At 73.8% G+C, this 25,518-nt stretch carries 28 protein-coding genes; 11 read left to right on the top strand and 17 right to left on the bottom strand.

Going from position 1 to position 25,518, the window contains the following annotated elements; all coding sequences use genetic code 11:
* Positions 1-162: 162 nt before the first annotated feature.
* The gene (locus QMC84_RS09030; RefSeq protein ID WP_300374033.1) at positions 163-879 is read right to left on the bottom strand and encodes an SGNH/GDSL hydrolase family protein; all 717 of its coding nucleotides are present in this window, start codon (positions 877-879) and stop codon (positions 163-165) included.
* Positions 880-968: 89 nt separating this feature from the next.
* On the opposite strand from QMC84_RS09030, the gene QMC84_RS09025 reads away from it, so the two are divergent.
* Positions 969-1,865, top strand: coding sequence for an alpha/beta fold hydrolase (locus tag QMC84_RS09025; protein ID WP_300374031.1), 897 nt, complete (start codon positions 969-971; stop codon positions 1,863-1,865).
* 189 nt (positions 1,866-2,054) lie between these two features.
* Here QMC84_RS09025 and hflX read toward each other — a convergent pair whose 3' ends face one another.
* Positions 2,055-3,527, bottom strand: a complete 1,473-nt coding sequence (gene hflX / locus QMC84_RS09020; RefSeq protein ID WP_300374029.1) for a GTPase HflX — start codon at positions 3,525-3,527, stop codon at positions 2,055-2,057.
* A 70-nt stretch (positions 3,528-3,597) separates the two neighbouring features.
* On the opposite strand from hflX, the gene QMC84_RS09015 reads away from it, so the two are divergent.
* Together QMC84_RS09015 and QMC84_RS09010 are read left to right on the top strand one after the other, a co-directional pair.
* Positions 3,598-6,081, top strand: coding sequence for an FAD-dependent oxidoreductase (locus QMC84_RS09015; protein WP_300374027.1), 2,484 nt, complete (start codon positions 3,598-3,600; stop codon positions 6,079-6,081).
* Positions 6,078-6,662: a nucleoside/nucleotide kinase family protein gene (locus tag QMC84_RS09010; RefSeq protein WP_300374025.1), complete on the top strand. Its 585-nt coding sequence runs from the start codon at positions 6,078-6,080 to the stop codon at positions 6,660-6,662. The genes QMC84_RS09015 and QMC84_RS09010 overlap by 4 nt, the downstream gene beginning before the upstream one ends.
* A gap of 25 nt (positions 6,663-6,687) precedes the next feature.
* Here the strand turns inward: QMC84_RS09010 and QMC84_RS09005 are convergent, their stop codons facing one another.
* From QMC84_RS09005 to miaA, 5 genes are all read right to left on the bottom strand, one after another.
* On the bottom strand, positions 6,688-7,464 hold the full coding sequence (locus QMC84_RS09005; protein WP_300374023.1) for an SDR family NAD(P)-dependent oxidoreductase: 777 nt from the start codon (positions 7,462-7,464) through the stop codon (positions 6,688-6,690).
* A 152-nt stretch (positions 7,465-7,616) separates the two neighbouring features.
* Entirely contained in the window at positions 7,617-8,444 is an 828-nt protein-coding gene (gene dapF / locus QMC84_RS09000; protein WP_300374021.1) for a diaminopimelate epimerase, read from the bottom strand.
* A complete protein-coding gene (locus QMC84_RS08995) occupies positions 8,437-9,078 on the bottom strand; it encodes an MSMEG_1061 family FMN-dependent PPOX-type flavoprotein (protein ID WP_300374019.1) in 642 nt (213 codons plus the stop codon). Before QMC84_RS08995 ends, dapF begins: the two co-directional genes overlap by 8 nt.
* A 27-nt stretch (positions 9,079-9,105) precedes the next feature.
* Entirely contained in the window at positions 9,106-9,633 is a 528-nt protein-coding gene (locus QMC84_RS08990; RefSeq protein WP_300374017.1) for a dihydrofolate reductase family protein, read from the bottom strand.
* Complete coding sequence (gene miaA, locus QMC84_RS08985; protein WP_300374015.1) at positions 9,630-10,598, bottom strand: tRNA (adenosine(37)-N6)-dimethylallyltransferase MiaA; 969 nt, start codon at positions 10,596-10,598, stop codon at positions 9,630-9,632. The genes QMC84_RS08990 and miaA overlap by 4 nt, the downstream gene beginning before the upstream one ends.
* 18 nt (positions 10,599-10,616) lie before the next feature.
* Here miaA and QMC84_RS08980 point away from each other — a divergent pair, with 18 nt between their 5' ends.
* Genes QMC84_RS08980 through QMC84_RS08960 form a run of 5 tightly spaced genes read left to right on the top strand, consistent with a single transcriptional unit; the run spans position 10,617 to position 12,102 of the window.
* Entirely contained in the window at positions 10,617-10,895 is a 279-nt protein-coding gene (locus tag QMC84_RS08980) for a hypothetical protein (protein WP_300374013.1), read from the top strand.
* A 1-nt stretch (position 10,896) separates the two neighbouring features.
* Complete coding sequence (locus QMC84_RS08975) at positions 10,897-11,076, top strand: hypothetical protein (protein ID WP_300374011.1); 180 nt, start codon at positions 10,897-10,899, stop codon at positions 11,074-11,076.
* Complete coding sequence (locus tag QMC84_RS08970; RefSeq protein WP_300374009.1) at positions 11,073-11,531, top strand: NUDIX domain-containing protein; 459 nt, start codon at positions 11,073-11,075, stop codon at positions 11,529-11,531. The genes QMC84_RS08975 and QMC84_RS08970 overlap by 4 nt, the downstream gene beginning before the upstream one ends.
* 14 nt (positions 11,532-11,545) lie before the next feature.
* Positions 11,546-11,803, top strand: coding sequence for a hypothetical protein (locus QMC84_RS08965; RefSeq protein ID WP_300374007.1), 258 nt, complete (start codon positions 11,546-11,548; stop codon positions 11,801-11,803).
* A complete protein-coding gene (locus QMC84_RS08960; RefSeq protein WP_300374005.1) occupies positions 11,800-12,102 on the top strand; it encodes a hypothetical protein in 303 nt (100 codons plus the stop codon). The genes QMC84_RS08965 and QMC84_RS08960 overlap by 4 nt, the downstream gene beginning before the upstream one ends.
* 75 nt (positions 12,103-12,177) lie before the next feature.
* On the opposite strand, the gene miaB is transcribed toward QMC84_RS08960, so the two are convergent.
* Entirely contained in the window at positions 12,178-13,656 is a 1,479-nt protein-coding gene (miaB, locus tag QMC84_RS08955) for a tRNA (N6-isopentenyl adenosine(37)-C2)-methylthiotransferase MiaB (protein WP_300374004.1), read from the bottom strand.
* Between the two features lie 54 nt (positions 13,657-13,710).
* Here miaB and QMC84_RS08950 point away from each other — a divergent pair, with 54 nt between their 5' ends.
* On the top strand, positions 13,711-14,067 hold the full coding sequence (locus QMC84_RS08950) for a hypothetical protein (RefSeq protein WP_300374002.1): 357 nt from the start codon (positions 13,711-13,713) through the stop codon (positions 14,065-14,067).
* A gap of 17 nt (positions 14,068-14,084) precedes the next feature.
* A complete protein-coding gene (locus QMC84_RS08945; RefSeq protein ID WP_300374000.1) occupies positions 14,085-15,578 on the top strand; it encodes a CehA/McbA family metallohydrolase in 1,494 nt (497 codons plus the stop codon).
* Here QMC84_RS08945 and QMC84_RS08940 read toward each other — a convergent pair.
* The 3 genes from QMC84_RS08940 to QMC84_RS08930 form a co-directional block, all read right to left on the bottom strand.
* Positions 15,562-16,041 carry a hotdog fold domain-containing protein gene (locus QMC84_RS08940; RefSeq protein ID WP_300373998.1) on the bottom strand — a complete coding sequence of 160 codons (480 nt, stop codon included), beginning with the start codon at positions 16,039-16,041 and terminating at the stop codon, positions 15,562-15,564. The genes QMC84_RS08945 and QMC84_RS08940 overlap by 17 nt on opposite strands.
* A 117-nt stretch (positions 16,042-16,158) precedes the next feature.
* Complete coding sequence (locus tag QMC84_RS08935) at positions 16,159-17,034, bottom strand: PASTA domain-containing protein (RefSeq protein WP_300373996.1); 876 nt, start codon at positions 17,032-17,034, stop codon at positions 16,159-16,161.
* Between the two features lie 278 nt (positions 17,035-17,312).
* A complete protein-coding gene (locus QMC84_RS08930) occupies positions 17,313-18,083 on the bottom strand; it encodes a trans-aconitate 2-methyltransferase (RefSeq protein ID WP_300373994.1) in 771 nt (256 codons plus the stop codon).
* 67 nt (positions 18,084-18,150) lie between these two features.
* Between QMC84_RS08930 and QMC84_RS08925 the strand changes: the two genes are divergently transcribed.
* Complete coding sequence (locus QMC84_RS08925; protein WP_300373992.1) at positions 18,151-18,639, top strand: MarR family winged helix-turn-helix transcriptional regulator; 489 nt, start codon at positions 18,151-18,153, stop codon at positions 18,637-18,639.
* Positions 18,640-18,718: 79 nt separating this feature from the next.
* Here the strand turns inward: QMC84_RS08925 and QMC84_RS08920 are convergent, their stop codons facing one another.
* The 6 genes from QMC84_RS08920 to QMC84_RS08895 form a co-directional block, all read right to left on the bottom strand.
* Positions 18,719-20,596, bottom strand: a complete 1,878-nt coding sequence (locus tag QMC84_RS08920; protein WP_300373990.1) for an ABC-F family ATP-binding cassette domain-containing protein — start codon at positions 20,594-20,596, stop codon at positions 18,719-18,721.
* Complete coding sequence (locus QMC84_RS08915) at positions 20,589-21,494, bottom strand: 4-(cytidine 5'-diphospho)-2-C-methyl-D-erythritol kinase (RefSeq protein ID WP_300373988.1); 906 nt, start codon at positions 21,492-21,494, stop codon at positions 20,589-20,591. Before QMC84_RS08915 ends, QMC84_RS08920 begins: the two co-directional genes overlap by 8 nt.
* The gene (rsmA, locus tag QMC84_RS08910; protein ID WP_300373986.1) at positions 21,485-22,363 is read right to left on the bottom strand and encodes a 16S rRNA (adenine(1518)-N(6)/adenine(1519)-N(6))-dimethyltransferase RsmA; all 879 of its coding nucleotides are present in this window, start codon (positions 22,361-22,363) and stop codon (positions 21,485-21,487) included. Before rsmA ends, QMC84_RS08915 begins: the two co-directional genes overlap by 10 nt.
* A gap of 107 nt (positions 22,364-22,470) precedes the next feature.
* Positions 22,471-23,556 carry a resuscitation-promoting factor gene (locus QMC84_RS08905; RefSeq protein WP_300373984.1) on the bottom strand — a complete coding sequence of 362 codons (1,086 nt, stop codon included), beginning with the start codon at positions 23,554-23,556 and terminating at the stop codon, positions 22,471-22,473.
* A gap of 288 nt (positions 23,557-23,844) precedes the next feature.
* Positions 23,845-24,669: a TatD family hydrolase gene (locus QMC84_RS08900; protein ID WP_300373982.1), complete on the bottom strand. Its 825-nt coding sequence runs from the start codon at positions 24,667-24,669 to the stop codon at positions 23,845-23,847.
* Positions 24,666-25,517 carry an alpha/beta fold hydrolase gene (locus QMC84_RS08895; protein WP_300373980.1) on the bottom strand — a complete coding sequence of 284 codons (852 nt, stop codon included), beginning with the start codon at positions 25,515-25,517 and terminating at the stop codon, positions 24,666-24,668. The genes QMC84_RS08900 and QMC84_RS08895 overlap by 4 nt, the downstream gene beginning before the upstream one ends.
* Position 25,518: the final 1 nt, after the last annotated feature.

Below are 25,518 nucleotides of genomic sequence, written 5' to 3'. Positions count from 1 at the left end.
GATCCCACGCCGCGCCAACCGGCCGCCGCCGATCCGCCGGGAGCGCCTCCACCGACCGCCGCCGATCAGCTGAAACGCCGGCTGAAACCGCCCCGTGTCACCCCTTCCTCCCCCGGTGCTGCAGCACGGTGGGTAGTCGGGTGAACGGGCGTGACAGCAGGCTCAGGGGGCCAGGGACGCCAGCCGCGAGGCGACGAAGTCGCCGAAGGCGTCGTGGCCGGCGGCGGTGAGGTGCAGGCGGTCGTCGAGGTAGTCCAGCCGGAGGCCGGACGTGCGGAGGTAGGCCACGCCGTACCGCTCGGCGAGAGCGGCCAGCAGGGCATCGAGGTGGGGTACGGCGGCCGCGCGGGACGGCGCGCTGGCCGGGCCGACCACGACCACCCGTTGCCCGGCCAGGGCGGTCATCAGCCGGGCGAAGCCGGCGCGGATCTCGGTGTCGGGCCGGTCGTAGTCGTTGAGACCGCCCTCCACGACCACCAGGTCGGCGCCCTCGCGCAGGGCGGCCGGCGCCCGGTCGGCGAACGAGACCCGGGCGCAGGCACTGGCGTGGGTGCTGAAGCCCGAGCCGGAGAACCCGGCCACGTGCACGGCACCGGGCAGCCGCGAGGGCCAGGAGCCGGCCGGTCGGTCCAGGCCGAGGCCGGCGGACCAGGAGTCGCCGATCACCACGACCCGGTCACCGGTGCCGCTGACCTGGGCGGCGCGGGCTGCGGAGTCGGCCGCGAAGCGACGGCACCGGTCGGCGTCCGCGCCGGCGCGGTCGGCGACGTGCAGGATCAGCGCGAAGGCGAGCAGGAGAACGAGGAGCGCGCCGATCGCAGCAGTGCGACGGCGTACCGACCTCAGCGAGCCCGTGCTCGCGACCCCCCGGAGGACCACGCGAGCCATCATCCGGCCCGGGGCGACCGCCCGCACGCGATGTTGCCGACCCGTGACAAAACCGCAAGAAATCCTGGCACGCTGGGAGCATGAGCGAGCACCTGGCGGTCCCCGGTCCCGACGGCCGCACGATCGAGGCGCTCACCGGAGGCGATCCCGGCGGATTCGGCCTGCTCTACCACGGCGGATCCCCGTCGGCGGCGGCCCGGTTCGCGCCGATGGACGAGGCCGCCCGGGCGCACGGGCTGCGCCTGGTGACCTACTCCCGCCCCGGCTACGGCGACTCGTCGCCGCGTCCCGCGGCCGGGCGGTACGCCGACGACGTGATCGAGTCCGTGGCCGTGCTCGACGCGCTGGGCATCGAGGAGTTCGTCACCGTGGGCTGGTCGGGCGGCGGACCGCGGGCGCTGGCCTGCGCCGCGCTGCTGCCGGATCGGTGCCGAGCCGCGGCCTCGCTGGCCGGGGTGGCGCCGTACCACGGCGCCGGACTGGACTGGTTCGCCGGCATGGCGGAGGAGAACCACGAGGAGTACCACGCCGCCGAGCGGGGCCGGGAGGCCTACGAGGCGTACCTGGTCGAGAGCTTCCTGCCGATCCTGGGCGCCTCCCCCGACGAGCTCTCCGAGGCGATGGGCGGGCTGGTGCCGCCGGTCGACCGGGCGGTGCTGCGCGGCGCGTTCGCGGACTGGCTGAGCCGCACCTTCCGACACGCCGGCGCGCAGGGCGTGGTCGGTGTCCGAGACGACGGGCTGGCGGCCGTGGCGCCGTGGGGGTTCGAGCTCTCGCAGATCCGGGTGCCGGTGGCGGTCTGGCAGGGCCGTGCGGACGCGATGGTCCCCTACGCGCACGGGGAGTGGCTGGCCGCTGCCGTGCCCGGCGCCCGGGCGCACCTGTTCGAGGACGAGGGCCACCTCTCGCTCGTCGAGCGGTTCGACGAGGTGCTCGCCGACCTCACCCGGCTGGCCGGACTGGCCCGCGAGGCATGATCGGGTGCCCTGCGGGGAACGACCACCGCATGGAAGACACTCCCATCTGCGCCTCCGTCGAGCACGATCTGGAGCTCCTGTTCGACGAGATCACCGGCCCGCGCCCGGAATGGACCCCCACGGGGCAGGCCGCCGGGCAGGCCACCTGACGGCCTCTCCCCGGGCCCTGGGATCGGGTCCCGCCGAGGCTCAGACGGCGTACGCCGCCAGCTCGCCGGCCAGGTCCTCGTTGGCCCGGCCGATCACGATGGTGCCCTCGCCGGTGTGCTCCATCGAGTCGATCTCGCCGTGCTGGTGCAGCCGGTTGATCAGGTCGCCACGCTCGTAGGGCAGCAGCGCCTTGAACTCGACCCCGGGCCGGGGCAGCTCGCCCTCGATCACCAGCAGCGCCTCGGCGATCCCCTCGCCGGTCTTCGCGGAGACGACCACGGAGTGCGGCTCGCGCTGGCGCAGCCGCGCGATCACCATCGGGTCGGCGGCGTCGGCCTTGTTGATCACCACGAGCTCGGGCACCTGGGAGGCGCCGATCTCGGCGAACACCTCGCGGACCGCGGCCAGCTGGCCCTCCGGGTCGGGGTGGGAGCCGTCGACCACGTGCAGGATCAGGTCGGCGTCGGCGACCTCCTCCAGGGTCGAGCGGAACGCCTCGACCAGCTGGTGCGGCAGGTGCCGCACGAAGCCGACCGTGTCGCTCATCGTGTAGACCCGCCCGTCAGCGGTCGTCGTACGACGTGTCGTCGGGTCCAGCGTCGCGAACAGCGCGTCCTCCACGAGCACCCCGGCGTCGGTGAGCCGGTTGAGCAGCGAGGACTTGCCGGCATTGGTGTAGCCGGCGATCGAGACGCTCGGGATGTGGTGCCGGCGCCGCTCCTGGCGCTTGGTGTCGCGGGTGCCCTTCATCTCGCGCAGCTCGCGGCGGAGCTTGGCGATCTTGGTGTTGATCCGGCGCCGGTCGGTCTCGATCTTGGTCTCACCGGGGCCACGACCACCGATGCCGACCCCGCCGGCGGCGCGACCGCCGACCTGGCGGGACAGGTTGCCGCCCCAGCCGCGCAGGCGCTGCTTGAGATAGCTCAGCTGGGCCAGCTCGACCTGCGCCTGGCCCTCCTTGGACTTCGCGTGCTGGGCGAAGATGTCGAGGATCAGCGCGGTCCGGTCGACGACCTTGACCTTGAGCCGGTCCTCGAGGTTGCGCAGCTGGCTGGGCGCCAGCTCGCCGTCGCAGATCACGGTGTCGGCGCCGGTGGCCTGCACGATCTCGCGCAGGCCGTCGACCTTGCCCCGGCCGATGTACGTGGCGGGATCGGGCTTCTGGCGGCGCTGGTAGATCGCGTCCAGGACCTCCGAGCCGGCCGTCTCGGCGAGCAGCGCGAGCTCGGCCATCGAGTTCTCGGCGTCCTCGACCGATCCGTCGGTCCAGACGCCGACGAGCACCACCCGCTCCAGGCGGAGCTGGCGGTACTCGACCTCGGTGATGTCCTCGAGCTCGGTGCGCAGCCCGGCGACCCGGCGCAGCTCGTGCCGCTCGGCGAGGTCGAGGTCGCCGGTGGTCGGCTCCTCGGGATCGGGCTCGTCGACATAGCCGGACCGGAAGTCGTCGTCCTCCCAGCCGTCGGTGGCGGCGAGCTCGTCGTCGAGGTTGAAGTCAGGTGCGTTCGTCATACCCTCGCTAGGGTACGTTCGACGCCCTGACCGGCGCGAACCGATAACGGCCGGGCAGTACCTTGAGCCCGTGACCAGCATCCCGGACCGCGCCCGCGTCGTGGTCATCGGCGGCGGCGTGATCGGCTGCTCCGTCGCCTACCACCTGGCCCATGCCGGCTGGAGCGACGTGGTCCTCCTCGAGCGCGACCGGCTCACCTCGGGCACCACCTGGCACGCCGCCGGCCTGATGACCTGCTTCGGCTCGACCTCGGAGACCTCGACCGCGATCCGCCTCTACTCCCGCGAGCTCTACGCGCGGCTGGAGGCCGAGACCGGCCAGGCCACCGGGTTCCGCCCGGTCGGGCTGATCGAGGCGGCGGCCGACCGGGCGCGCCTGGAGGAGTACCGCAGGGTGGCGGCCTTCCAGCGGCACCTCGGGCTGGAGGTCCACGAGATCACCCCGCGCGAGATGGCCGACCTGTTCCCGTGGGCACGCACCGACGACCTGCTGGCGGGCTTCCACGTCCCGGGCGACGGGCGGGTCAACCCGGTGGACGTGACGCTGGCGCTGGCGAAGGGCGCGCGGCGGCTCGGCGTACGCATCGTCGAGGGCGTCTCGGCGACCGACGTGCGCGTCGCGCCGGGGCCGACCGGCGGGACCGACCGCGTGAGCGCGGTGACGACGACGGCGGGCGACATCGAGTGCGAGTACGTCGTCAACTGCGCCGGCATGTGGGCCCGCGAGCTCGGGGCGCGCAACGGCCTGGTCATCCCCAACCAGGCGGCCGAGCACTACTACCTGATCACCGACACCATCGACGGGCTCGACCCGGACGCGCCGATCTTCGAGGACCCCGCGTCGTACGGCTACTACCGCGAGGAGGGCGGCGGCATGATGGTCGGGCTCTTCGAGCCGGTCGCCGCGCCGTGGCGGGTCGACGGCATCCCGGCCGACTTCTCGTTCGGGAGGATCCCGCCGGACTGGGACCGGATGGGCCCGTTCCTGGAGCAGGCGATGGCCCGGGTGCCGGTGACCCTCGAGGCCGGCGTGCGCACGTTCTTCTGCGGGCCGGAGTCGTTCACGCCGGACCTCGCGCCCGCGGTCGGGGAGGCGCCGGGCATCCGCAACTACTTCGTCGCCGCCGGGATGAACTCGGTCGGCGTGCTGTCCGCGGGCGGCCTGGGCCGGGTGCTGGCCGAGTGGATCACGACCGGGCGGCCCGACGTGGACGTCACCGGCTTCAACGTCGACCGGTTCCGCCCGTGGCAGGCCGACGACGCCTACCGCGCCGCGCGGACCACCGAGATCCTCGGCACGGTCTACGCCGCGCACACTCCCGGCACCCAGCTGCGCTCGGCCCGCGGCATGCTGCTCTCGCCGGTGCACGCCCGGCTCGTCGAGCAGGGCGGCTACCTGCGTGAGGTCTCGGGCTGGGAGGGCGCGGACTGGTTCGCGGGCCCCGGGGCGACGCCGGTCGCCGAGCCCACCTGGGACCGGGCCCCGTGGTTCCGAGAGTGGGAGGCCGAGCACCGCGCCGTCCGGGAGGGCGTGGGCCTGATGGACTTGAGCTTCATGGCGAAGCTCTCGGTCCGCGGCGCCGGTGCGGCCGCCCTGCTCGACCGGGTCTCGGCCGGCGACGTGGCGGCCGCCGCGGAGACGATCACCTACACCCAGTGGCTGGACGAGCGCGGCCGGATCGAGGCGGACCTGACCGTCACGAGGCTCGCCGACGACGACTTCCTCGTGGTCGCCTCCGACACCGCCCACGGCCACGCGCTGGCCTGGCTGCGCCGGGCGGTCGGCGCGGGCACCGACGTCCGGATCGAGGATGTCACGGCCGACCACGCCCAGCTCAACGTGCAGGGACCGCGCTCGCGGGACCTGCTCGCCGAGCTCACCGACGCCGACCTCTCCACCGAGGCCTTCCCGTTCCGCACGGCCCGCTGGATCGACCTGGCCGGCGTCCGCGTGCTGTGCGCGCGGATCACCTACCTCGGCGAGCTCGGCTACGAGCTCTACGTGCCCGCCGGGTCGGCGCTGCCGGTGTACGACACGATCCGGGACGCGGGAGTGGCCTTCGAGCTGCGACCGGTCGGGCTCAAGGCGCTCGCGTCGCTGCGGATGGAGAAGGGCTACCGGGACTTCGGGCACGACATCGACAACACCGACTGCCCCCTCGAGGTCGGCCTCGGCTTCGCGCTCGCGCTCGACAAGCCGGGCGGGTTCGTCGGCTGCGACGCCGTACGCGCGCGCAAGGCCGAGCACGCGGCAGCGGGCGGGATGGGCCAGCGGCTGGTGCAGGTCCGGCTGCTCGACCCCGAGCCGCTGCTCCACCACGCCGAGGTCGTGCACCGCGACGGCGTGCCGGTCGGGTACGTCCGGGCGGCGTCGTACGGCTGGACCCTCGGCTCGGCCGTCGGGCTCGCCATGGTCTCCGGCCAGGGGGCGCCGGTGACGCCCGACTGGCTGGCCGGCGGCACCTGGGAGGTCGACGTCGCCGGCACCCGGCACCGAGCGGCGGTGTCGCTGCGGCCGATGTACGACCCGACGTCCGCGCGCGTCCGGGCGTGAGGCCGGTGCGCCTCCCGGACCTGCCGCCCGGGATCCGGCTGCTCGGCATCACCGGCGCGCCGGGGGTCGGCAAGTCCACGCTCGCCGCCGCGCTCCGTCAGCAGCGCGGGCTCGCGATCCTGCCGATGGACGGCTTCCACTACGCCGACGTCGAGCTGGCCCGGCGCGGGCTGCTGGACCGCAAGGGCGCGCCGGAGACGTTCGACGCCGAGGGGTACGCCGCGCTGCTGCGGCGGGTCCGCGCGGGCGAGGAGGACGTGGTCGCTCCGATGTTCGAGCGCGACCTGGAGCAGCCGCTGGCCGGCGCGATCCCGGTGCCGGCGACCGGGACCGTGGTCACCGAGGGCAACTACCTGCTGCTCGACGAGCCGCGCTGGCGGCTGGTCCGCGAGCAGCTCGACGTGGTGTGGCACCTGGTCGTCGACGACGCGCTGCGGGTCGAGCGGCTGGTCGCCCGGCACGTGGCGCACGGCAAGAGCCCGGAGGCCGCTCGGGCCTGGGTCGAGCGCGTCGACCAGGCCAACGCGCGGCTGGTCGAGGCGTGCCGGGACCGGGCCGACCTGGTGGTCGAGTCCCCCTGATCGCTCCGTCGCCGTACGGGTCAGCTCACTTGGGGGGCATCCGGATGCCGCCGTCGACGCGGACCACCTCGCCGTTCATGTAGCTGTTGGTGATGCACTCGACGACCATGCTGGCCAGCTCCTCCGGCACGCCCAGGCGCTTGGGGAACAGCACGCTCTCGCCGAGCTTGGCCTTGAACGCCTCGGCCGGCTCGCCCTCGCCGTAGATCGGGGTGTCGATCAGGCCGGGAGCGACCGTGTTGAGGCGGATGCCGGCGGCGGAGAGGTCGCGGGCGACCGGCAGCGTCATGCCGACCACGCCGCCCTTGGACGCGGAGTACGACGCCTGCCCGATCTGGCCGTCGAACGCGGCCACGCTGGCGAGGTTGACGATCGCGCCGCGGCAGCCGTCGTGGTCCGGCTCGTTGCGGCTCATGGCGGTCGCGGCGAGGCGGGTCATGTCGAAGGTGCCGATCAGGTTGATCGCGATCACCTTGCGGAACGCCTCGAGGTCGTGCGCGGAGTCGAACTCGCCGTCCCGGCCGATGGTGCGCTGCGCCCAGCCGATGCCGGCGGAGTTCACGCACGCCCGGAGCGGCGCGATCTGGGCCGCGACCTCGACCGCCGCGCGGATCTGGTCGGTGTTCGTGACGTCGACCTGGGCGAAGACGCCGCCGATCTCCTGGGCGAGCGCCTCGCCCTTGTCGGCCTGCAGGTCGGCGACCACGACGACCGCGCCCCTCTCGGCGAGCTGGCGGGCGGCGGCCGCGCCGATGCCCGACGCCCCGCCCGTGACGATGGCACTGGCTCCGTTGATGTCCATGCCTCGGAGCATATCCATGCTCACAGTGGCACTGTCACGGTGCCGGGCCCGCGCCGTCGAGTGACGTGAGGTGGCTGCCGATCGCGGCCCCGCGCAGCCACTGCACGTCACTCGACGGTCTCCGCGCAGCGGAGCACCCGCGGGTCAGGGGGTCAGAGGGTGGTGGTGCCCCGGGCGACGATCACGGCGGGGCCGGTGAGGAGCACCCGGTCGTCAGCGGTCCAGGTGACGGTGAGGGTGCCGCCCGGGACGTCGACGCGGTAGGCGACGTCCGCGCCGTCGGGGCGTGCCCCGTCGGCCACCGCCGCGGCGACCATCACGGCACAGGCGCCGGTGCCGCAGGAGCGGGTCTCCCCCGAGCCGCGCTCGTGCACGCGCATGGCGACGTGCCGCTCGCCCCGGCGTACGACGAACTCCACGTTCGCTCCGTCGGGGAAGGCCTCGGTGTCGCGGCTGGGCGGGTCGAGCAGCGGGCCGACCGGCCCGCGCGGGTCCAGCGAGTCCACGAACGCCACCGCGTGCGGGTTGCCCAGGTCGACCTGGCGCGCCACCCAGCTGACCGTGCCGACGCCGACCACGGTGTCGCCGAGCACCCGCGGCCGGCCCATGTCGGCGGTGATCAGGTCGCCGTCCACCGTGAGCACCTTGACACCGTCACGGGTGTCGACCTCGATCGGATGCGCGGGATCGGCCAGCCCCTCCTCGAGGAGGTGGCGCACGAAGACCCGGATCCCGTTGCCGCACATCTCGGCGATCGAGCCGTCGGCGTTGCGGTAGTCCATGAACCACCCGCCGTCGGTGCGCAGCACCCGCAGCACGCCGTCGCCGCCGATGCCGGCCCGGCGGTCGCACAGCGCGCGGACCCGCTCCGCCATCTGCCGGGCGGACAGGTCGCCGTGCACGCTGCCGTCGAGGTCGGGCAGCAGCACGAAGTCGTTCTCGGTGCCGTGGCCCTTGAGGAACGGGTAGGAGTCAGCCATACATGCCCCGCTCGTAGTTCTCGGGCCGGTAGTAGTCGTCGAGCTGGTCGAGGGACAGGTCGCTCTTCTCGACGTCGTGGGCGATCACCGCGCGGCGTGGGACGACGCCGTCGGGGTCCCAGGTCTCGGGCCGCCACAGCGCCGAGCGCAGGAACGCCTTCGCGCAGTGGAAGAAGATCTCCTCGATGTCCACGACCACCGCGAGCACCGGCCGGTGGCCCTTGACGACCATCTCGTCGAAGTACGGCGCCTCGCGCACGAGGCGCGCGCGGCCGTTGATGCGCAGCGTGTCGCCGCGGCCGGGGATCAGGAAGGTCAGGCCGACGTGCGGGTTCTCGAGGATGTTCTTGTAGCCGTCGGCGCGCTTGTTGCCGGGCCGCTCGGCGATCGCGATCGTGGTGTCGTCGACGACGTGCACCAGGCGCCCGGCCGGGTCGCCCTTGGGCGAGGCGTCGCAGCGGCCGTCGGCGGACGACGTGGCGAGGACGCAGAACGGCGTGGCCGCGAGCCAGGCGCGGTCGACGTCGAGCAGCGCGGTGCGGCCCTTGTCGCGGACCCGGGCGATCGGCTCACCGAGCAGAGCGACGAGCTCCTCGACGGTGCCGATGTCGGTCGGGGCGGGCGCGGTGGTCACGCGTCCACGGTACTGGTCGGCGCCCGGTCAGGTCCGCGGCAGCACGGCGTACCGGGCGCAGAGGAACTCGCGGTTGCGCGCATGCTCCTCGAGCCGGAGCTCCACGTGCCGCGGCAGCAGGGGCGCGCCGCCGCCGAGGGTCACCGGTGCGTACTGGACCCACACCTCGTCGAGCAGCCCGGCGTCGGCGAACTGGCCGACCAGGTCCCCGCCGCCGATCAGCCACACGTCCCTGTCGCCGGCGGCCTCGACCATCGCGGCGTGCACGGCGCGCACGTCGTCGGTGGTGAACGTGATCCCGTCGTGGGCCGCGAACTCGCGGTGGGTGAAGACCCAGGACGGCATGGTGTACTCCCAGCCGTCGGGGTCGTTGTCGAGGATCCACTGGTAGGTCGTCGCCCCGAGTGCGGCCGCGCCGATGCCCGCCCGGAACCCCGGGTAGGCCATCGGGCCGTCCTCGTCGATGTCGCGGCTGAGCAGCCACGCCAGCGAGTTGTCCGGATCGGCGATGAAGCCGTCGAGCGAGCTGGCGGTGTAGTAGACGGTCCTGGTCATCCGCCCATCATGGCGGCGACCTCCGACGCCGCCCGGTCGGCCAGGCCGGGGTCGTCGTACCGGATCCAGGTCACCCGCGGGTCCTTGCGGAACCAGGAGTCCTGACGACGGGAGAACCGGCGGGTCGCGATCACCGTGCGCTCGCGGGCCTCGGCGAGGCTCAGCTCGCCGCGGAGGTACGACGCCACCTCGCGGTAGCCGATCGCGCGGCCCGCGGTGCGGCCCTCGGCGAGCCCCTCGGCCAGCAGCCGCTCGACCTCGTCGACCAGTCCGGCCTCGAACATCGCCTCCACCCGCGCGGCGATCCGCTCGTCGAGCGCCGGCCGGTCGATGTCGACGCCGACCTGCACGGTGCGGGGGTCGGCGTACTCGAGGGTCGGGAGCGACGCGGTGAACGGCCGGCCGGTGATCTCGACGACCTCGAGGGCCCGGACGATGCGCCGGCCGTTCTCCACCAGGATCCGGTCCGCGGCCTCGGGGTCGACCGCCCGCAGCCGCTCGTGCAGGGCGGCCGGCCCGAGCGCGGCGAGCTCCCCCTCGAGCCGGCGGCGGACCGTCTCGTCGGTGCCGGGGAACTCGAAGCGGTCGAGGATCGCGCGGGTGTACAGCGCCGACCCGCCGACCAGGACCGGCATCCGTCCCCGCCCCCGGATCTCCGCGACCTCGACGCGCGCCCAGGCCTGGAACTCCGCGACCGTCGCCGGGTCGCGCACCGAGAGCGTGTCCAGCAGGTGGTGCGGGATCCCGCGCCGCTCGGCGACCGGCAGCTTCGCCGTGCCGATGTCCATCCCGCGGTAGACCTGCATCGCGTCGGTGTTGACGATCTCGCCCCCCAACCGCTCGGCCAGGTCCAGGGAGAGCCCCGTCTTGCCGGACGCCGTCGCGCCCACCACGGCCACGATCGGCGCCCGGTCCGGCGCCCGGTCCGGCACCCGGTCCGGCACACGGTTTGGGGTCGGGGGCATGTGGTTAGTGTGACAAGCATGAGCGAGCCCGAGGACATCCCCCAGGACACGCCCCAGGACACGCCCCAGGGACCGGTCGACCCGCACGGGCCGGGTGGCGCGGACGCCCCGCCGCCGCCCGGCGGACCGCAGCGCACCGACACCCCGGACGGCCCCTACGGCACCCCGCCGGGCGAGCACGACAGCGAGCTCCCCTCGCCGGACGATCGCGAGGACCACACCCGCGACCGGGCCGATCAGGAGGAGAATGCAGGGACGTCGCTCGATGAGCCGTCCGACGGCTCGGGAGGTGAGTGAGATGAGCGAGTTCGACCTGACCGAGGACCTCGAGCCCGAGGAGTCGCCGGACGAGGAGGAGTACGAGGCGTCCGAGCAGGAGGCCGTCTCCGAGGACACCGGCACGGTGTACGACGGGCAGGGCGAGCCGGCCGTGACCCCGCACGACGTCGAGGGCGAGGACGAGGGCGACAAGGAGTGATCGACCGCTTCGTCGTCGTCCCCGCCGCGTACGTCTTCCTGCTCCGCGACGGGGTCAGCGGCCCGGAGGTGCTCCTCCAGCTGCGCCGCAACACCGGCTTCATGGACGACCACTGGGCCGCCGCGGCGGCCGGGCACGTCGAGAAGGGCGAGACCGCCTACGACGCCGCGCACCGCGAGGCGCTCGAGGAGATCGGGGTGACCGACCTCGACCTGACGTTCGTGACCGCGATGCAGCGCACCCGCGGCGGTGAGCCGATCGACGAGCGGATCGACTTCTTCTTCACCGCGCGCTCCTGGTCCGGCGAGCCCCGGATCCTCGAGGCGTCGAAGGCCGCCGAGCTGCGGTGGTCTCCCCTGGACGCGCTGCCCGACCCGGTGGTGCCGCACGAGCTGACCGTGTTGGAAGGGCTGCGAACGGGTACGACGACGGCGTACTCGACGTTCGGATTCTGAGCAGGGAGGGACCCATGGCATCCGATCTCGGCCCGAAGCCCACGCCCCAGATCGAGCCCGGCGAGCCCAACCCGGGCGGCGTCGACGCGGTCGAGGACGACAGCGGGCCCATCCTGATCCCCGACCTCACCCCGGCGGAGAACCCCGCCATCGAGGAGAAGGCACCCGAGCCGATGGTGGACGAGGTCAGGGGCACCGAGGACACCTCGACCACCGCGACGCGCAGCGCCGACGGGGCGGACGACCAGCCGGACAAGGAGTCCCCCGCATGAACGACATCGAACCCACCCCTCCCAGCGACGCCGACGAGGAGGTCCAGTCCTCGACCCCGGGGTCCGGCGGCCCGCAGCGGGCGGCCGGCGGCATGGGAGTGAGCAGCGAGCGGGTCGGCCACGCCGGCCCCGGCCAGGAGGCCACCGACGGGGTGCGCGACGTCGCCCCGCACGAGCGTCCCGCAGACGCCGACGAGCCCCCTGAGCAACGCCCCGGCAACCCCGAGGAGAACCCGGTCGGCCTGCCGCCCAAGGCGGGCTACTCCAGCAAGGACCCGCGCTCGGACGACGAGGTCTAGCCGCGGGCCCCCGCGCACCTGACGGATCTGCTGCGAAGAGCGCCGTTCGGCGGCAGTTCTGTCAGGGGCGCGGGCTCAGCGGCACGCGGGCGCGTCGGGCAGCGCCGCCGGGATCCCGACGGTCGGCATGCCGAGCGTGACGCCGGACGAGGCGGCGGGAGCGGCGTTGCGGGCCGCCCAGGCGTCGCCCGAGCGGGTACGGCGGACGTCGACCACGGGCCCATCGGCCACCAGGTGGTGCGGCGCGGCGTAGGTGATCTCCACCGTGGCCAGGTCGCCCGGGCGGATCTCGACGCCCGCGGGCGGCGTGAAGTGCACCAGCCGGTTGTCCGGGCCACGCCCCGACAGCCGGTGGGTGGCGGCGTCCTTGCGACCCTCGCCCTCGGCGACCATCAGCTCGACCCGGCGGCCGAGCAGCCGCTTGTTCTCCGCCCACGCGATCTCGTCGGCGAGCGCGACCAGCCGCTCGTAGCGGTCCTTGACGACCTCGGGCGGCACCTGGTCGGGCAGCGTGGCGGCGGGGGTGCCCGGACGCTTGGAGTACTGGAAGGTGAAGGCACCCGAGAAGCGTGCCTCGCGCACCACGTGCATGGTCTGGAGGAAGTCCTCCTCGGTCTCGCCCGGGAAGCCGACGATGATGTCGGTGGTGATCGCGGCGTCGGGCATCGCGGCCCGGACCCGCTCGATGATGCCGAGGAACTTCTGCTGCCGGTAGGACCGGCGCATGTCGCGCAGCACCTTGTCCGAGCCCGACTGCAGCGGCATGTGGAGCTGCGGCATCACGTTCGCGGTCTCGGCCATCGCCTCGATCACGTCGTCGGTGAACTCCGCCGGGTGCGGGCTGGTGAACCGCACCCGCTCCAGGCCCTCGATGTCCCCGCAGGCGCGCAGCAGCTTGGAGAACGCCTGCCGGTCGCCGAACTCCACGCCGTACGCGTTGACGTTCTGCCCCAGCAGGGTGATCTCCGAGACGCCCTCCGCGACCAGTGCCTCGACCTCGGCGAGGATCTCGCCGGGGCGGCGGTCCTTCTCCTTGCCGCGCAGGCTGGGGACGATGCAGAACGTGCAGGTGTTGTTGCAGCCCACCGACACCGAGACCCAGGCGGCGTACGCCGACTCGCGCCGCGTCGGCAGCGTGGAGGGGAACACCTCGAGCGACTCGAGGATCTCGACCTGCGCCTCGTCCTGGACGCGCGCCCGCTCCAGCAGCGCCGGGAGCGAGCCGATGTTGTGGGTGCCGAACACCACGTCGACCCACGGCGCCCGGGCGGTGATCGTGTCGCGGTCCTTCTGCGCCAGACAGCCGCCGACGGCGATCTGCATCCCCGGCGTCGCGGCCTTGACCGGCGCCAGGTGGCCGAGGTTGCCGTAGAGCTTGTTGTCGGCGTTCTCCCGCACCGCACAGGTGTTGAACACGACCACGTCGGCCTGCTTGCCGTCGGCCGCGGCGACGTAGCCCGCGTCCTCGAGCAGCCCGGTGAGCCGCTCGGAGTCGTGGACGTTCATCTGGCACCCGTAGGTGCGGACCTGGTACGTGCGCTGTGCGGTGGCCATGACAGTCGTCAAGGGTACGGCGGGCCGGCCCGCCGGGCCGAACCGCGGCGTACCGTGCGGTCCATATGGTCCCACGGCTCGCGCGGCTCGATCCTCTCGCTGTGGTCGGACGGGTCGGTCCTCTCGATCGGGAGCATCGGCTCGGTCGCCTCGTTCGGCAGCGTCGGATCGCTGATGTCGGCGGGGTCGCTGGGCTCGCTGATGTCCGCGGCGTCGGTGCTGTCCTTCCAGAGCGCGGCCTCGGTGTGCTCCCGGGAGAGCAACGGCTCGGCGCTCTCCTACCAGTGCCACCGGAGCCTGCGTGGCCACCGCGAGCACGGTGAGCTGGGGATCTGGCCCGGCCTGGTCGGCGGCTCGATGCTGCTCGCGGCCGCAATCACCGGGTTCGCCGTACGACGCGGCTCGCGCTGAGCCATCCTGGTGGCACCATGAGCAGCCATCACCTCGACCGTCGCCGGCTCCTGCTCTCCGGAGCCGGCGTGGCGACCACCGCCGCGCTGACCACCTTCGAGCCCGCGGCCGCCGGCTCGACGGTCACCAAGAAGTTCCGGGGCCACTTCTCCCCCACGGACACCGAGGACTGGCGATACCTGCCGTTCCGGGTGCCCCGCGGCGTACGCCAGATCGAGGTCTCCTACTCCTATCCGCCGCCCAACGACACCGGGTTCGGCTTCAGCACGAACGTCATCGACATCGGCATCTTCGACCCCTCCGGGGTGGGGTTGGGCAACGCCGCCGGCTTCCGGGGTTGGACGGGTGGCGCGCGCTCCTCGTTCCGCCTCAGCCGCGGGTCGGCCACGCCGGGCTACCTGGCCGGGCCGATCGAGCCGGGACGCTGGCGGATCTCACTGGGCCCGTACCAGATCATGAGCCGGGTCGACTACGAGGTGACGGTCACCCTGCGCTTCGGCCCGCGCGGGCCGGCCTTCGAGTCCGCACCGGCGCCGACCGCGGTCCCGGGCACCGGCCACGGCTGGTACCGCGGCGACCTGCACGTGCACACCGTGTTCTCCGACGGCTCGCAGACGCGGCGCCAGGTGCTCGAGTACGCCCAGGCCGCCGGCCTCGACTTCATCGGGACCTCCGAGCACAACAACAGCTCGGCGACGCGGACCTGGGGCCGGCACGTGCCCGAGGGCTTCCTGGTGATCAACGGTGAGGAGGTCACCACCCGCGGCGGGCACTGGCTGGCGACCGGGCTGCCCGCCGACACCTGGATCGACTGGCGCTACCGTCCCGAGGACGACCGGCTCGCGGAGTTCACCCAGCAGGTGCGCGACCTGGGTGGGCTGTCCATCGCCGCGCACCCGAGCGTGCCGGTGCCGTCGATCCGCTGGGACTACGACGCGGGGTTCTCCGAGGTCGACGCGGTCGAGGTGTGGAACGGCCCCTGGTCCGGCGTGAACGCCGTCTTCAACGCACAGACGGTGAAGCGCTGGCACACCCTGCTCAGCGCGGGCACGTTCAAGCCCGCGGTCGGCAACTCCGACACCCACCGGCAGGCGCAGCAGATCGGCCTGGCCCAGACCGTGGTACGCGCGGAGTCGCTCTCGACCGAGGCGATAATCGCCGGCTACCGGGCCGGGCACTCCTGGATCGCCGAGTCCTCGGGCATCGGCCTGACGTTCACCGCGACCCTCGGCGACGTCAGCGGCGAGTGCGGCGACCGGGTGCCGAGCGCGGTCGGCGACGAGGTCGCCGTACACCTCGAGGCGAGCGGCCTGGACGACGGCTGCGTGGCGACGCTGCTCGGCCCGGCGGCGGCGACCTACGGTACGGCGATCGCCAGTGGCGGGACGGTGGTCCTCGACGCGACCGTGCCGGGCGGCACGGCGTTCGTCCGAGCGGAGGTGCGCCGGAGCTCGGCCACGGGGCAGATGGTGGCGCTGACGAACCCGATCCTGCTCACGCCCGCGGGGTGACCCAGAGCCGGATCACGCCCTCGATGACGACGGTGCCGTCGTCGCGGACGCCCTGCACGCGCACCGGCAGCTGACCTCCGGTGTCGGGCAGCGCGTCGGAGCGCCACTGCTCGGGGTCGGTCTCGGCGATGCACACGATGTCGCTGGTCGCCTTGGCGGTGTAGGCGACCTCCATCCCCTGGGGGATCCAGCGCCGGTCGGCCGGGATCGTGACCTCGGCGAGCGCGCCCATCGCAGCCTCGAGACCGTTGCACAGCGCGATCGCGTGCACGGTGCCGAGGTGGTTGTGCACCCGGCGCCGCTTGGGGATCAGCAGCTCGACTCGGTTCGGCTCGATGGTGAGGAAGCGGGGGCGGATCGAGGCGAAGTACGGCGCCTTCTGCGCGAACAGCACCGAGAACACCCGGCTGCCCACGACGGGGAGCGCGCTCGTCTTGTGCCACAGGATGAGGACCTGGCTCATGCGGACATATTACCCGCCGGTAACCGCCGGGACGTCATACGGACAGTGTGTCCCCCTCCACCGTCCGTATGACGTCCCGCGCCGCGCTTGATCGGCCACCCCAGGACCGGCGTCGGCCTACGGCGAGCCGAGCCGGAGCGCGACGCCGCGGATCCGGCCGTGGTCGAGGAACACGCTCACGCCCCACCACTGCAGGCACGAGTCGATCGAGTCCTCGGGAACGGTGAGGCTGATCGCGCGCAGGCCGGCGAGCTCGGCCGGCGCGGTCGGGTTGCCGCCCGGGCAGGTGCCGACGATGCCGCGGCGCACCTCGTAGTGGCCGCCGCTGCCGGCGAGGACGTCCAGGGCCGAGAACGGCCCGCCCCGCTCGGCGTACTCCGCGTCCAGCTGCCAGGCCGTGAGGTCGGCTCGCTGCTCGGGCCCGACCGTCCTCGCGGCGAGTCCGTCCTCGATCCCGGTCCACACGCCTCCGGCGACGAACGGCGCCCCGAGCGCCGGGTCGGCCGCGAACCGGTAGAGCGCGCGGGCCAGTACGGCGTCCGGGCCCGTGACCGGCCCGAGCTCGTCCGCCTCGCAGGGCCCGCGGAACTCGTCGAGGTCGAGGATCGCGGTGCGCAACCGCACCACGGTCCGGTCGGTCAGCTCCGACCCGGGGGCCGGCACCTGGTGGACGACGGTGCCCGGCCGGGCACCGCACCGCACCGCGACCGTGTCCCACTCCGAGCCCAGCCCGAGCTCACTGATCCGACGAGCGGCATCCGCCGAGCCGAGCCCGATCAGGTCGGGCATCGTGTCCGGCGCACTCGCCCCGCTGCCCGGCGCCCGGCTGCCCGGCGCACTGCTCGGCTCCTGGCTGCTCGGCGCCGGCGTGGGCGCCACGTCCGCACCGGTGTCCGACCCGCCCTGCACCCCGCAGGCCGTCACCAGCACCGGCACCACGACCAGTGCCGCCCAGCCACGCCACCAACCCCACCGACACCACCGCGTACCCATCTCGCGCCTCCCTCGGGTCCTATCTGTTGGACGCGCGGTGGGGCCGCCCGGTTTACCGGGGCCGGTCCCGGTCGGCCGCCGATGTCGGCGAGGACCTCGACCCGGTTGCCGTGGGCATCGAGGATTCACGTGCGCGTCGAGGAGCCGTTCGTCCCGGCCCGCTCAGCACCGCCGAACGACCGCCCCGCGATCGATCCCGCGGCCCGCGCGGCGACGAAGTCGACGCGCGAGACGCGGCTCACCTCCGGGCGGGCAGGCGATCTGGAGGTGGTGCAGCCTCACCGGGCCACCTGCGCCACGACGAACACCCGGCGGAACGGCAGCACCACGCCGTACTCGCGCGGCGGGTAGGCCTCGGCCAGCCGGCGACGGAATTCGGCCTCGAAGCCAGGACGCAGGTCGTCGGGCAGCGCCTGGAGGGTCGGGCGGGCGCCGGTTCCGGAGACCCAGGTGAAGACCGGGTCCGCGCCGGTGAGGAGGTGGAGGTACGTCGTCTCCCAGGCGTCCACCGTGCAACCGAGGCCGGCGAGCGCGTCGAGGTAGGCCGCGGGGTCGTGGCTGCTCGGCACGGCCACGCTGCGCGTGTGGACGTCGTACGGCGGCTCCGCGGCCAGCTGGTCGCGGAGCGTGTGGCTGGGCTCGCCGAGGTTGCCGGGCACCTGGACGGCGAGCCAGCCGCCGGGCGCGAGTGCGGCGACCAGGCGCGGCAGCAGCTCGAGGTGGCCGGGGATCCACTGGAGGACCGCGTTCGCGACGACCACGTCCACCGGCTCGGCCGGCGCCCAGTCCCGCAGGTCGGCCACCTCGAACCGGAGGCCGGGCGCCGCGGCCCGGGCGGCCTCGACCATCTCCGGGCTCGAGTCCAGGCCGGTCACCCGCGCGCCCGGCCAGCGCTCGGCGAGCAGCGCCGTGAGGTTGCCGGGACCGCAGCCGAGATCGACCACGGTGCGCGGCCGGGTCGCGCGGACCCGGGCGAGCAGGTCGACGAACGGCCGGCCGCGCTCGTCGGCGTAGGCGAGGTAGCGGTCGGGGTCCCAGGTGTGCGCCATGCGACCACCGTGCGACCGGAGGTATCTCGATGTCAAGATTCTCGACGCTGTCCGGTACGCTCGGGCCATGCGGGACGAGGTCGATGCGCTGGTCGAGGCCTGGGCACGGGAGCGCCCGGACCTGGACCTGGCACCGGTCGAGGTGTTCAGCCGGATCAGCCGGCTCTCGCGCCAGCTCGACCTCGCGCGTCGCGACGCGTTCACCGCCGCCCGGGTGGAGCCGTGGGAGTTCGACGTGCTGGCCGCACTGCGCCGCGCGGGGACGCCGTACGAGCTCTCGCCGGGCCGGCTGCTGCGCGAGACCCTGGTGACCAGCGGCACGATGACCAACCGCGTCGACCGACTGGCCGCCCGCAGCCTGGTCGAGCGGCTGCCCGACCCGCACGACCGCCGCGGGGTGCTGGTGCGGCTCACCCCGGAGGGCCGCACCGCGGTCGACGAGGCGTTCGAGGCGCTGCTCGCCGCCGAGCGCACCTTCCTCACCGCGCTGCCCGAGCGCGACCGCACCCGCCTCGCCGGGCTGCTCCGCACGCTGTCGGCGCCGTTCTCCGGCTGACCCCACGCACCTGACCCAACTGCTCCACACCGACCGGACGGGGAGCAGTTCCGTCAGGTGCGACGCCCGACCGGTCCCGCTACTCCAGCAGCTCGGCCGCCTCGAGCCACTCGAGCTCGAGCTCGTCCTTCTCCGCAGCAAGCGTCTGCAGCTCCTCGCTGAGCTCGGCGAGCCGCTCGTAGTCCTGCGCGTGCTCGAGCGCCCGCGCGGTCAGCGTCGCCTCCTGCTCCGCGATCCGCTCGAGGCGCTTGTCGATCCGGGCGATCGTCTTGCGTGCCGCCCGCTCCTCCGCACTCCCGGGCTTGGCCTTGGGGACGTGGCGGAGGCCGGGGCCGGCGACCGGCTCACCGGGTCCCGACCCGCTCGCGCCGCCTCGTCCCTCGGCGGCGTCGCGTGCTCGACCTTCGCTCGCCCACGCCGCGCGCTCGTCCCCCGCGCGGAGCTGCTCGCTCCGCCGCTCGAGGTACTCGTCGACGCCGCGGGGCAGCATCGAGATCTGCCCGTCGCCGAGCAGCGCCCACACCGAGTCGGTGACCCGCTCGAGGAAGTACCGGTCGTGGGAGACGACCACGAGCGTGCCGGGCCAGCCGTCGAGGAAGTCCTCCAGGACGTTGAGCGTCTCGATGTCCAGGTCGTTGGTGGGCTCGTCTAGCAGCAGCACGTTGGGCTCGGTGAGCAGCAGCCGCAGCAGCTGGAAGCGCCGCCGCTCGCCCCCGGACAGGTCGCCGACCCGGGCGGTGAGCCGGTCGCCGGTGAAGCCGAAGCGCTCCAGCATCGCGCTCGCGGTGACCTCCCCGTCGGTGGTCCTGGTCACCCGCCGGATCGACTCGACGGTCGCCAGCACCCGGCCCTCGGGGTCGAGGTCGTCGAGCTGCTGGGTGAGGTGCTGCAGCGCGACGGTCCGGCCCAGCCGGACCCGCCCCGCCGACGGCGCGAGCTCGCCGGAGAGCAGCGACAGCACCGAGGTCTTGCCGGCGCCGTTGACCCCGACGATGCCGACCCGGTCGCCGGGCCCGAGCCGCCAGGTCGCGTGCGCGAGCAGCTGCCGGCCGCCCTCCCCCGGCGTCCCGCGGATCAGGTCGACGTCCTCGACGTCGACCACGTCCTTGCCGAGCCGCTGGGTGGCGAACCGCTGCAGCTCGAGCCGGTCCCGCGGGGGCGGCACGTCCTCGATCAGCTGGTTGGCCGCGTCGATGCGGAACTTCGGCTTCGAGGTCCGGGCCGGCGGCCCGCGGCGCAGCCAGGCCAGCTCCTTGCGGACCAGGTTCTGCCGGCGCACCTCCGAGGCCGCCGCCTGCCGCAGCCGCTCGGCCTTGGCCAGCACGAAGGCGGCGTACCCGCCCTCGTAGACGTCCACGACGCCGTCGTGCACCTCCCAGGTCCACTGGCAGACCGCGTCGAGGAACCAGCGGTCGTGGGTGACGACGACGAGCGCGGAGGTACGGCGGACCAGGTGGTCCGCCAGCCAGGCGACCGCCTCCACGTCGAGGTGGTTGGTCGGCTCGTCGAGGACCACCAGGTCGTGCTCGCCGAGCAGCAGCGCGGCGAGCGAGCAGCGCCGGCGCTCGCCGCCGGACAGGCCGAGCACCGCGCGGTCCAGCGCCACGCCGGCCAGCAGCACCTCGACGACCTCACGGGTGCGCGGGTCCGCGGCCCACTCGTGGTCGGAGCGACCGGCCAGCACCGCCTCGCGCACGGTGTGCGAGTCCTCCAGCTGGTCGGCCTGGTGGAGGTACCCGACCTGCAGCCCACGGCTGCGGGAGACCCGTCCCGAGTCCGGCTCCTCCAACCCCGTCATCAGCTCGAGGAGCGTGGTCTTCCCGTCGCCGTTGCGGCCGACGATGCCGACCCGCTCGCCGGCGCCGATGCCGAGCGAGACCTCGGTGAGCAGCGGCCGGACGCCGTACGCCTTGGAGACCCGCTCGAGGTTGACCAGGTTGGTCCCGGGGCTAGGCATAGGAGACCAGGTGGGCGCCGGCGACCGGCCCGTTGGCCGCCAGGACGACCGGATGGCCGGCGCCGGACAGGTCGGCGGCCAGCGAGCGGGCGTGGTCCGCGGAGCCGCACAGGAACACGCAGGTGGGCCCGGAGCCGGACACCAGGCCGCGCAGCGCCCCGGCCTCCTCGCCCTGCTCGATCAGCCGGCCCAGCTCGGGCCGCAGGTCGATCGCGGCCGCCTCGAGGTCGTTGTGCAGGGCGTCCGCGAGCTCCCAGGCGTCGCCCACGGCGATCGCGCCGAGCACTGCGTCGGCGGGCACCGGCTGGGCGGGCGCGTCGGGGAACATCCGGTCGAAGTGCCGGTAGACCTCCGGGGTCGACAGGCCGGTGTCGGAGGGGACGACCACCCACCACCAGGTGCCACGGTCCTGCACCGGCGTGACCAGCTCGCCGCGGCCGGTCCCCAGCGCGGTGCCGCCCAGCAGCGCGAACGGCACGTCGCTGCCCAGCCGGGCGGCGAGCGCGAGGAGGTCGTCGTCGGACGTGCCCAGCCCCCAGAGCCGGTCCAGGGCGACCAGCGCCGCGGCGGCGTCCGCGGAGCCGCCGGCCATGCCGCCCGCGACCGGGATCGCCTTGGCGATGTGCAGCTCGCCGCTCCGCTCGACCCCGTGGTGGGCCGCGAGCAGGTCGGCGGCCCGGTCGACGATGTTCGCGCCGTTGAGGGGTACGGCGTCGTCGTCCATCCAGTCCGGCAGGCCGACGCCCAGGCTCCAGTCCGGCGCCTCGCGCGCGGTGACGTCGTCGTAGAGGCCGACCGCCTGGTACACCGTGACCAGGGGATGGAAGCCGTCCGCACCGGGGGCGCCGACCCCGAGGTGCAGGTTGATCTTCGCGGGGGCGCGCACGGTCACCTCCACGGCTGCACCTCCCACGGCAGCCGCTCCGCGATCCGGGCGAAGTCCCCGACCCGCAGCGACTCCCCGCGGGCCAGCGGGTCCACGCCCGCGCCGGCCAGTGCGGCGTCGACCGCCTCCGCCGGGGCGAGCGAGCGCAGCACGCCGCGCAGTGCCTTGCGGCGCTGGGCGAACGCGGCGTCCACGACCGCGAACACCTGGGCTCGGTCGGCGGTCGTGGCCGGCGGCTCGCGGCGGGTCCACGCCACCAGGCCGGAGTCCACGTTGGGCGCGGGCCAGAACACGTTGCGGCCGACCGCACCGGCCCGGCGGACGTCGGCGAACCAGGCGGCCTTGACCGAGGGGACGCCGTACACCTTGGAGCCGGGGGGCGCGGCGAGCCGGTCGGCGACCTCGGACTGCACCATCACCAGGCCCCGCTCGAGCGAGGGCAGCAGGGTGAGCAGGTGCAGCAGCACCGGCACGGAGACGTTGTAGGGCAGGTTCGCGACCAGGGCGGTCGGGGCCGGGCCGGGCACCTCCTGGATCCGCATCGCGTCGCCGAGGACGACCTCGAACCGGCCCGCCTGGCCGGGCGCGTACGTCGCGATCGTCTCGGGCAGCCGGCCGGCGAGCACCGGGTCGACCTCGACGGCGACCACCCGGCCGGCGACGGCGAGCAGCGCGAGGGTCAGCGAGCCCAGGCCCGGACCGACCTCGAGCACCACGTCCTCGGCGGTGACGCCGGACTCGCGGACGATGCGCCGCACCGTGTTCGCGTCGATGACGAAGTTCTGCCCGCGCTGCTTGGTGGGTCGCAGGTCGAGCTCGGCGGCGAGCAGGCGCACCTCGGCCGGTCCCAGCAACCTGGGACCGGCCGAGGTGTCAGACATGTGCGCCAGCGTAGTCAGCGGGTCGCGGTCCCGCGCGCGCACCTGACGCAACTGCCGCGAAACCCGCACGGGCGCGACAGTTGGGTCAGGTACGACGGCGGGGTCGCTCAGGTCGGGAGGCCCAGGGCGCTGGCGCAGCCGGGCCAGGCGCCGTAGCCGCCGGACGCGTCCCGGACCTTGGTGGCGATGGCGATCTGGGTCTCGCGGCTGGCGTTGCTGGGCAGGCCGGAGCCGCCGTACGACTGCCAGGTGCCGAGGCTGAACTGGAGGCCACCGTAGTAGCCGTTGCCGGTGTTGATCGCCCAGTTGCCGCCGGACTCGCACTGCGCGAGCCGGTCCCACACGCTGTTGCCGGAGACGAAGTTCACCACCGGTGCCTTGGTGCCGACCTTGACGATCTCGTCGACCGGCTCGCGCAGCACGTCCTGGTGCAGGACCTTGCGCACCGAGACCTCGCCGTTGCGGTAGACGATCCGGTAGGTCACGTCCCGCAGCCCGGTCTCGCCGGCGCGCGCGACCGAGGTCTCGCCCTGGACCATCGAGCCGTCCTCCTGCTCGACGGTGCCGAAGCCGATGACCTCGTCGTCGACGTGCCTCGTGACGACCTTGACGTTGGTGAAGACGATCTTGTCGCCGTCCTCGAGGCGGTGCGCCGGGCCCGGCCGGGTCTCGTCGTGCTTGCCGAGCTTGACCCCGAGCTCGTCGAGGGCGTCCTCGACCGTGAGCGCGGTGACGGTCCGCTTGACCAGGTCGTGCTTGCCGAGCTTGACCTTCAGCGTCTTCGGCGTGACCACCGCGAGGCTCATCCCCCCGCGGTCGATCGAGCCGCCGCGGCTGGCCGACAGCTCGGCGTTGCCGTACCGCTGGCCGATCTCGCCCAGCGCCTCGGCGACGGTGGTGGAGGTGACCCAGTAGGTGCGGGTGTCGCCGTCCACGCTCAGCTCGAGCGGGCGGGCGAAGCGCACCGAGATCTTGGTGCCGTCGGTGATCGGCTCGTCGACGCTCGGCGCGACGACGTCGCGGGACGAGACCTCCACGCCCTCCGACTCCAGCACGTCGCCGACGGTCCCGCCGAAGGCGGTGACGTCCTGGGACTGCCCGTCGAGGGAGAGGGTCACGGTCTTGCTGAGGGCGCTGTAGCCCCAGGTGCTCCCGGCGACCGCCAGCACCACGATCGCGGCGAGGGCGACCATCAAAGGCCGGCTCCGGCCGGCACGGCTCAGGAGGCTGTTGGTGGGCTGCTGCTCATTGCTGTGCTCACTGGTGGGCACGATTCTCCGAACGTCGTACGTCCCGGGCCTCGGGCTGCCAGCGCGGTCCCGACGTGTTCCCCACACCCGCGCTGGTCCTTGCTGGACCTGTCCTGATCCGTCCCGATCCCGGCCTTCCGCATGCCAGACCACCAGCCAACCGGTCGGAAATGCAAACCGAGCCAACCACATTTCACCCGCGCGTGAGCAGGATCTCGATGGTAAAGAGGGCTACCAGGGGCCCCCGAAGGCCGCTTCCGTGGCCGCCTCGAGGGCCGCGCAGAGCGTCTCCAGGTCCGCGCCACGGACCTCCGCCATCGCCCGCACGGTGAGCGGGACGAGGTAGGAGGCGTTGGTCCGGCCGCGGTACGGCGTGGGCGTGAGGTACGGCGCGTCCGTCTCGACCAGCAGCCGGTCGAGCGGAGTGATCGCGAGCGCCTCGCGCAGCGGCCGGGCGTTCTTGAAGGTCACCGTGCCGGCGAAGGACAGGTGCGCGCCGCGGTCCAGGCAGCGGCGCGCGAACGCGGCGTCGCCGGAGAAGCAGTGCATCACCCACCGCGGCGGCGCCCCCTCCTCGTCGATCACGTCGAGGACGGCGTCGTGGGCGTCGCGGTCGTGGATGACCAGGGTCTTGTCGAGCCGCTTGGCGAGGTCGATGTGCCGGCGGAAGGACTCGACCTGCACGGCCCGCCCCTCCTCGCCGGTGCGGAAGTGGTCCAGCCCGGTCTCCCCCACCGCCCGGACCTTGTCGTGCGCGCCGGCGAGCCGCTCGATCTCGGCCATCGCGGCGTCCAGGTCGGGCAGTCGGGGCGCCTCGTTGGGGTGCAGGGCGACGCCCGCGACCAGCGCGCCGTGCGTCGCCGCCGCCTCGACCGCCCAGCGGGCGCCGGGCAGGTCGCAGCCGATCTGGACGATCCGGGTGACCCCGACGGCGGCGGCCGCGGCGATCGCCTCGTCCACCGGGAGCGGGTCCTCGTCGCGCGCGACGTCGAGGTGGCAGTGGTTGTCGACGACCGGGTGCGGCAGCGGCTCGGGGGCGGGCGGGCGCTCGGTCACCGCGTCGCTTCCGTGCCCCGCACGCGGGCCAGGATCGCGGCCGCGCACTCCTCGGGCGCCTGGGTCGGGATCCAGTGGCTGACGCCCTCGAGCACGACCAGGTCGTACGGCGCGTCCACCCAGCGCGCGGTGCCGTCGACCCCCTCGCGACCGATGGCGATGTCCCGGTCGCTCCACACCAGCGTGGTCGGGACCGTCACCGTGACGTCGGTGCTGCCCGGGCGGGTGAACGGCACGCCGCGGTACCACCCGAGCGCGTGGTGCAGCGCGCCGTACTCGACGATCTCGGTGCGGAACCGGACGACCTCCTCGGCGGTCATCCCGGCCTTGCGCATCGCTCGATCGAAGCGGCCGCCGGGCGCCCGCGCCATCAGCTCGGGGAGCACCGGGAGGTTGAACAGCGCCATGTAGCCGGACCGCCGGCGCTGGCTCCGGCTCCTCATCGCCCGGACGAAGGCGGCGGGGTGCGGCACCGACACTGCGGTGAAGGTGCGGACCTGCTCCGGGAGCCGTCCGGCGACGGCCCAGCCGACCGCGGCGCCCCAGTCGTGCCCGACCAGGTGGACGGGCCGGCCGATCCGTTCGATCAGCGCAGCGACGTCGCCGACCAGGAGCGGGAGCCGGTAGCTCCACCGACCGCGCGGCCGCGCGCCCGGGGAGTAGCCGCGCTGGTCGAGGGCGTAGGTGCGGAGCCCCGCCCCGTGCAGGATCGGCGCGACCGCCGCCCAGGTCGAGCTGCGCTCCGGGAAGCCGTGCAGCAGCACGACCGGGGGCCCGTCCAGCGGCCCCTCGTCGAGGACGTCGAAGGTGAGGCCGTCGTGCTCCAGCCGGGTGATCCGTGCGCTCATG

Source organism: Nocardioides sp. (genome assembly GCF_030019515.1).
Classification (GTDB): domain Bacteria; phylum Actinomycetota; class Actinomycetes; order Propionibacteriales; family Nocardioidaceae; genus Nocardioides.
This window is presented reverse-complemented; position numbering and strand designations above follow the sequence as displayed.

Excerpts from the sequence above, each read along its gene's own strand:
- QMC84_RS09025 (WP_300374031.1), top strand. The coding sequence starts at position 969 with ATGAGCGAGCACCTGGCGGTCCCCGGTCCCGACGGCCGCACGATCGAG.
- hflX (WP_300374029.1), bottom strand. The coding sequence starts at position 3,527 with ATGACGAACGCACCTGACTTCAACCTCGACGACGAGCTCGCCGCCACC.
- QMC84_RS09005 (WP_300374023.1), bottom strand. The coding sequence starts at position 7,464 with ATGGACATCAACGGAGCCAGTGCCATCGTCACGGGCGGGGCGTCGGGC.
- dapF (WP_300374021.1), bottom strand. The coding sequence starts at position 8,444 with ATGGCTGACTCCTACCCGTTCCTCAAGGGCCACGGCACCGAGAACGAC.
- QMC84_RS08990 (WP_300374017.1), bottom strand. The coding sequence starts at position 9,633 with ATGACCAGGACCGTCTACTACACCGCCAGCTCGCTCGACGGCTTCATC.
- miaA (WP_300374015.1), bottom strand. The coding sequence starts at position 10,598 with ATGCCCCCGACCCCAAACCGTGTGCCGGACCGGGTGCCGGACCGGGCG.
- QMC84_RS08980 (WP_300374013.1), top strand. The coding sequence starts at position 10,617 with ATGAGCGAGCCCGAGGACATCCCCCAGGACACGCCCCAGGACACGCCC.
- QMC84_RS08975 (WP_300374011.1), top strand. The coding sequence starts at position 10,897 with ATGAGCGAGTTCGACCTGACCGAGGACCTCGAGCCCGAGGAGTCGCCG.
- QMC84_RS08965 (WP_300374007.1), top strand. The coding sequence starts at position 11,546 with ATGGCATCCGATCTCGGCCCGAAGCCCACGCCCCAGATCGAGCCCGGC.
- QMC84_RS08960 (WP_300374005.1), top strand. The coding sequence starts at position 11,800 with ATGAACGACATCGAACCCACCCCTCCCAGCGACGCCGACGAGGAGGTC.
- miaB (WP_300374004.1), bottom strand. The coding sequence starts at position 13,656 with ATGGCCACCGCACAGCGCACGTACCAGGTCCGCACCTACGGGTGCCAG.
- QMC84_RS08945 (WP_300374000.1), top strand. The coding sequence starts at position 14,085 with ATGAGCAGCCATCACCTCGACCGTCGCCGGCTCCTGCTCTCCGGAGCC.
- QMC84_RS08940 (WP_300373998.1), bottom strand. The coding sequence starts at position 16,041 with ATGAGCCAGGTCCTCATCCTGTGGCACAAGACGAGCGCGCTCCCCGTC.
- QMC84_RS08935 (WP_300373996.1), bottom strand. The coding sequence starts at position 17,034 with ATGGGTACGCGGTGGTGTCGGTGGGGTTGGTGGCGTGGCTGGGCGGCA.
- QMC84_RS08930 (WP_300373994.1), bottom strand. The coding sequence starts at position 18,083 with ATGGCGCACACCTGGGACCCCGACCGCTACCTCGCCTACGCCGACGAG.
- QMC84_RS08925 (WP_300373992.1), top strand. The coding sequence starts at position 18,151 with ATGCGGGACGAGGTCGATGCGCTGGTCGAGGCCTGGGCACGGGAGCGC.
- QMC84_RS08920 (WP_300373990.1), bottom strand. The coding sequence starts at position 20,596 with ATGCCTAGCCCCGGGACCAACCTGGTCAACCTCGAGCGGGTCTCCAAG.
- rsmA (WP_300373986.1), bottom strand. The coding sequence starts at position 22,363 with ATGTCTGACACCTCGGCCGGTCCCAGGTTGCTGGGACCGGCCGAGGTG.
- QMC84_RS08905 (WP_300373984.1), bottom strand. The coding sequence starts at position 23,556 with ATGGTCGCCCTCGCCGCGATCGTGGTGCTGGCGGTCGCCGGGAGCACC.
- QMC84_RS08895 (WP_300373980.1), bottom strand. The coding sequence starts at position 25,517 with ATGAGCGCACGGATCACCCGGCTGGAGCACGACGGCCTCACCTTCGAC.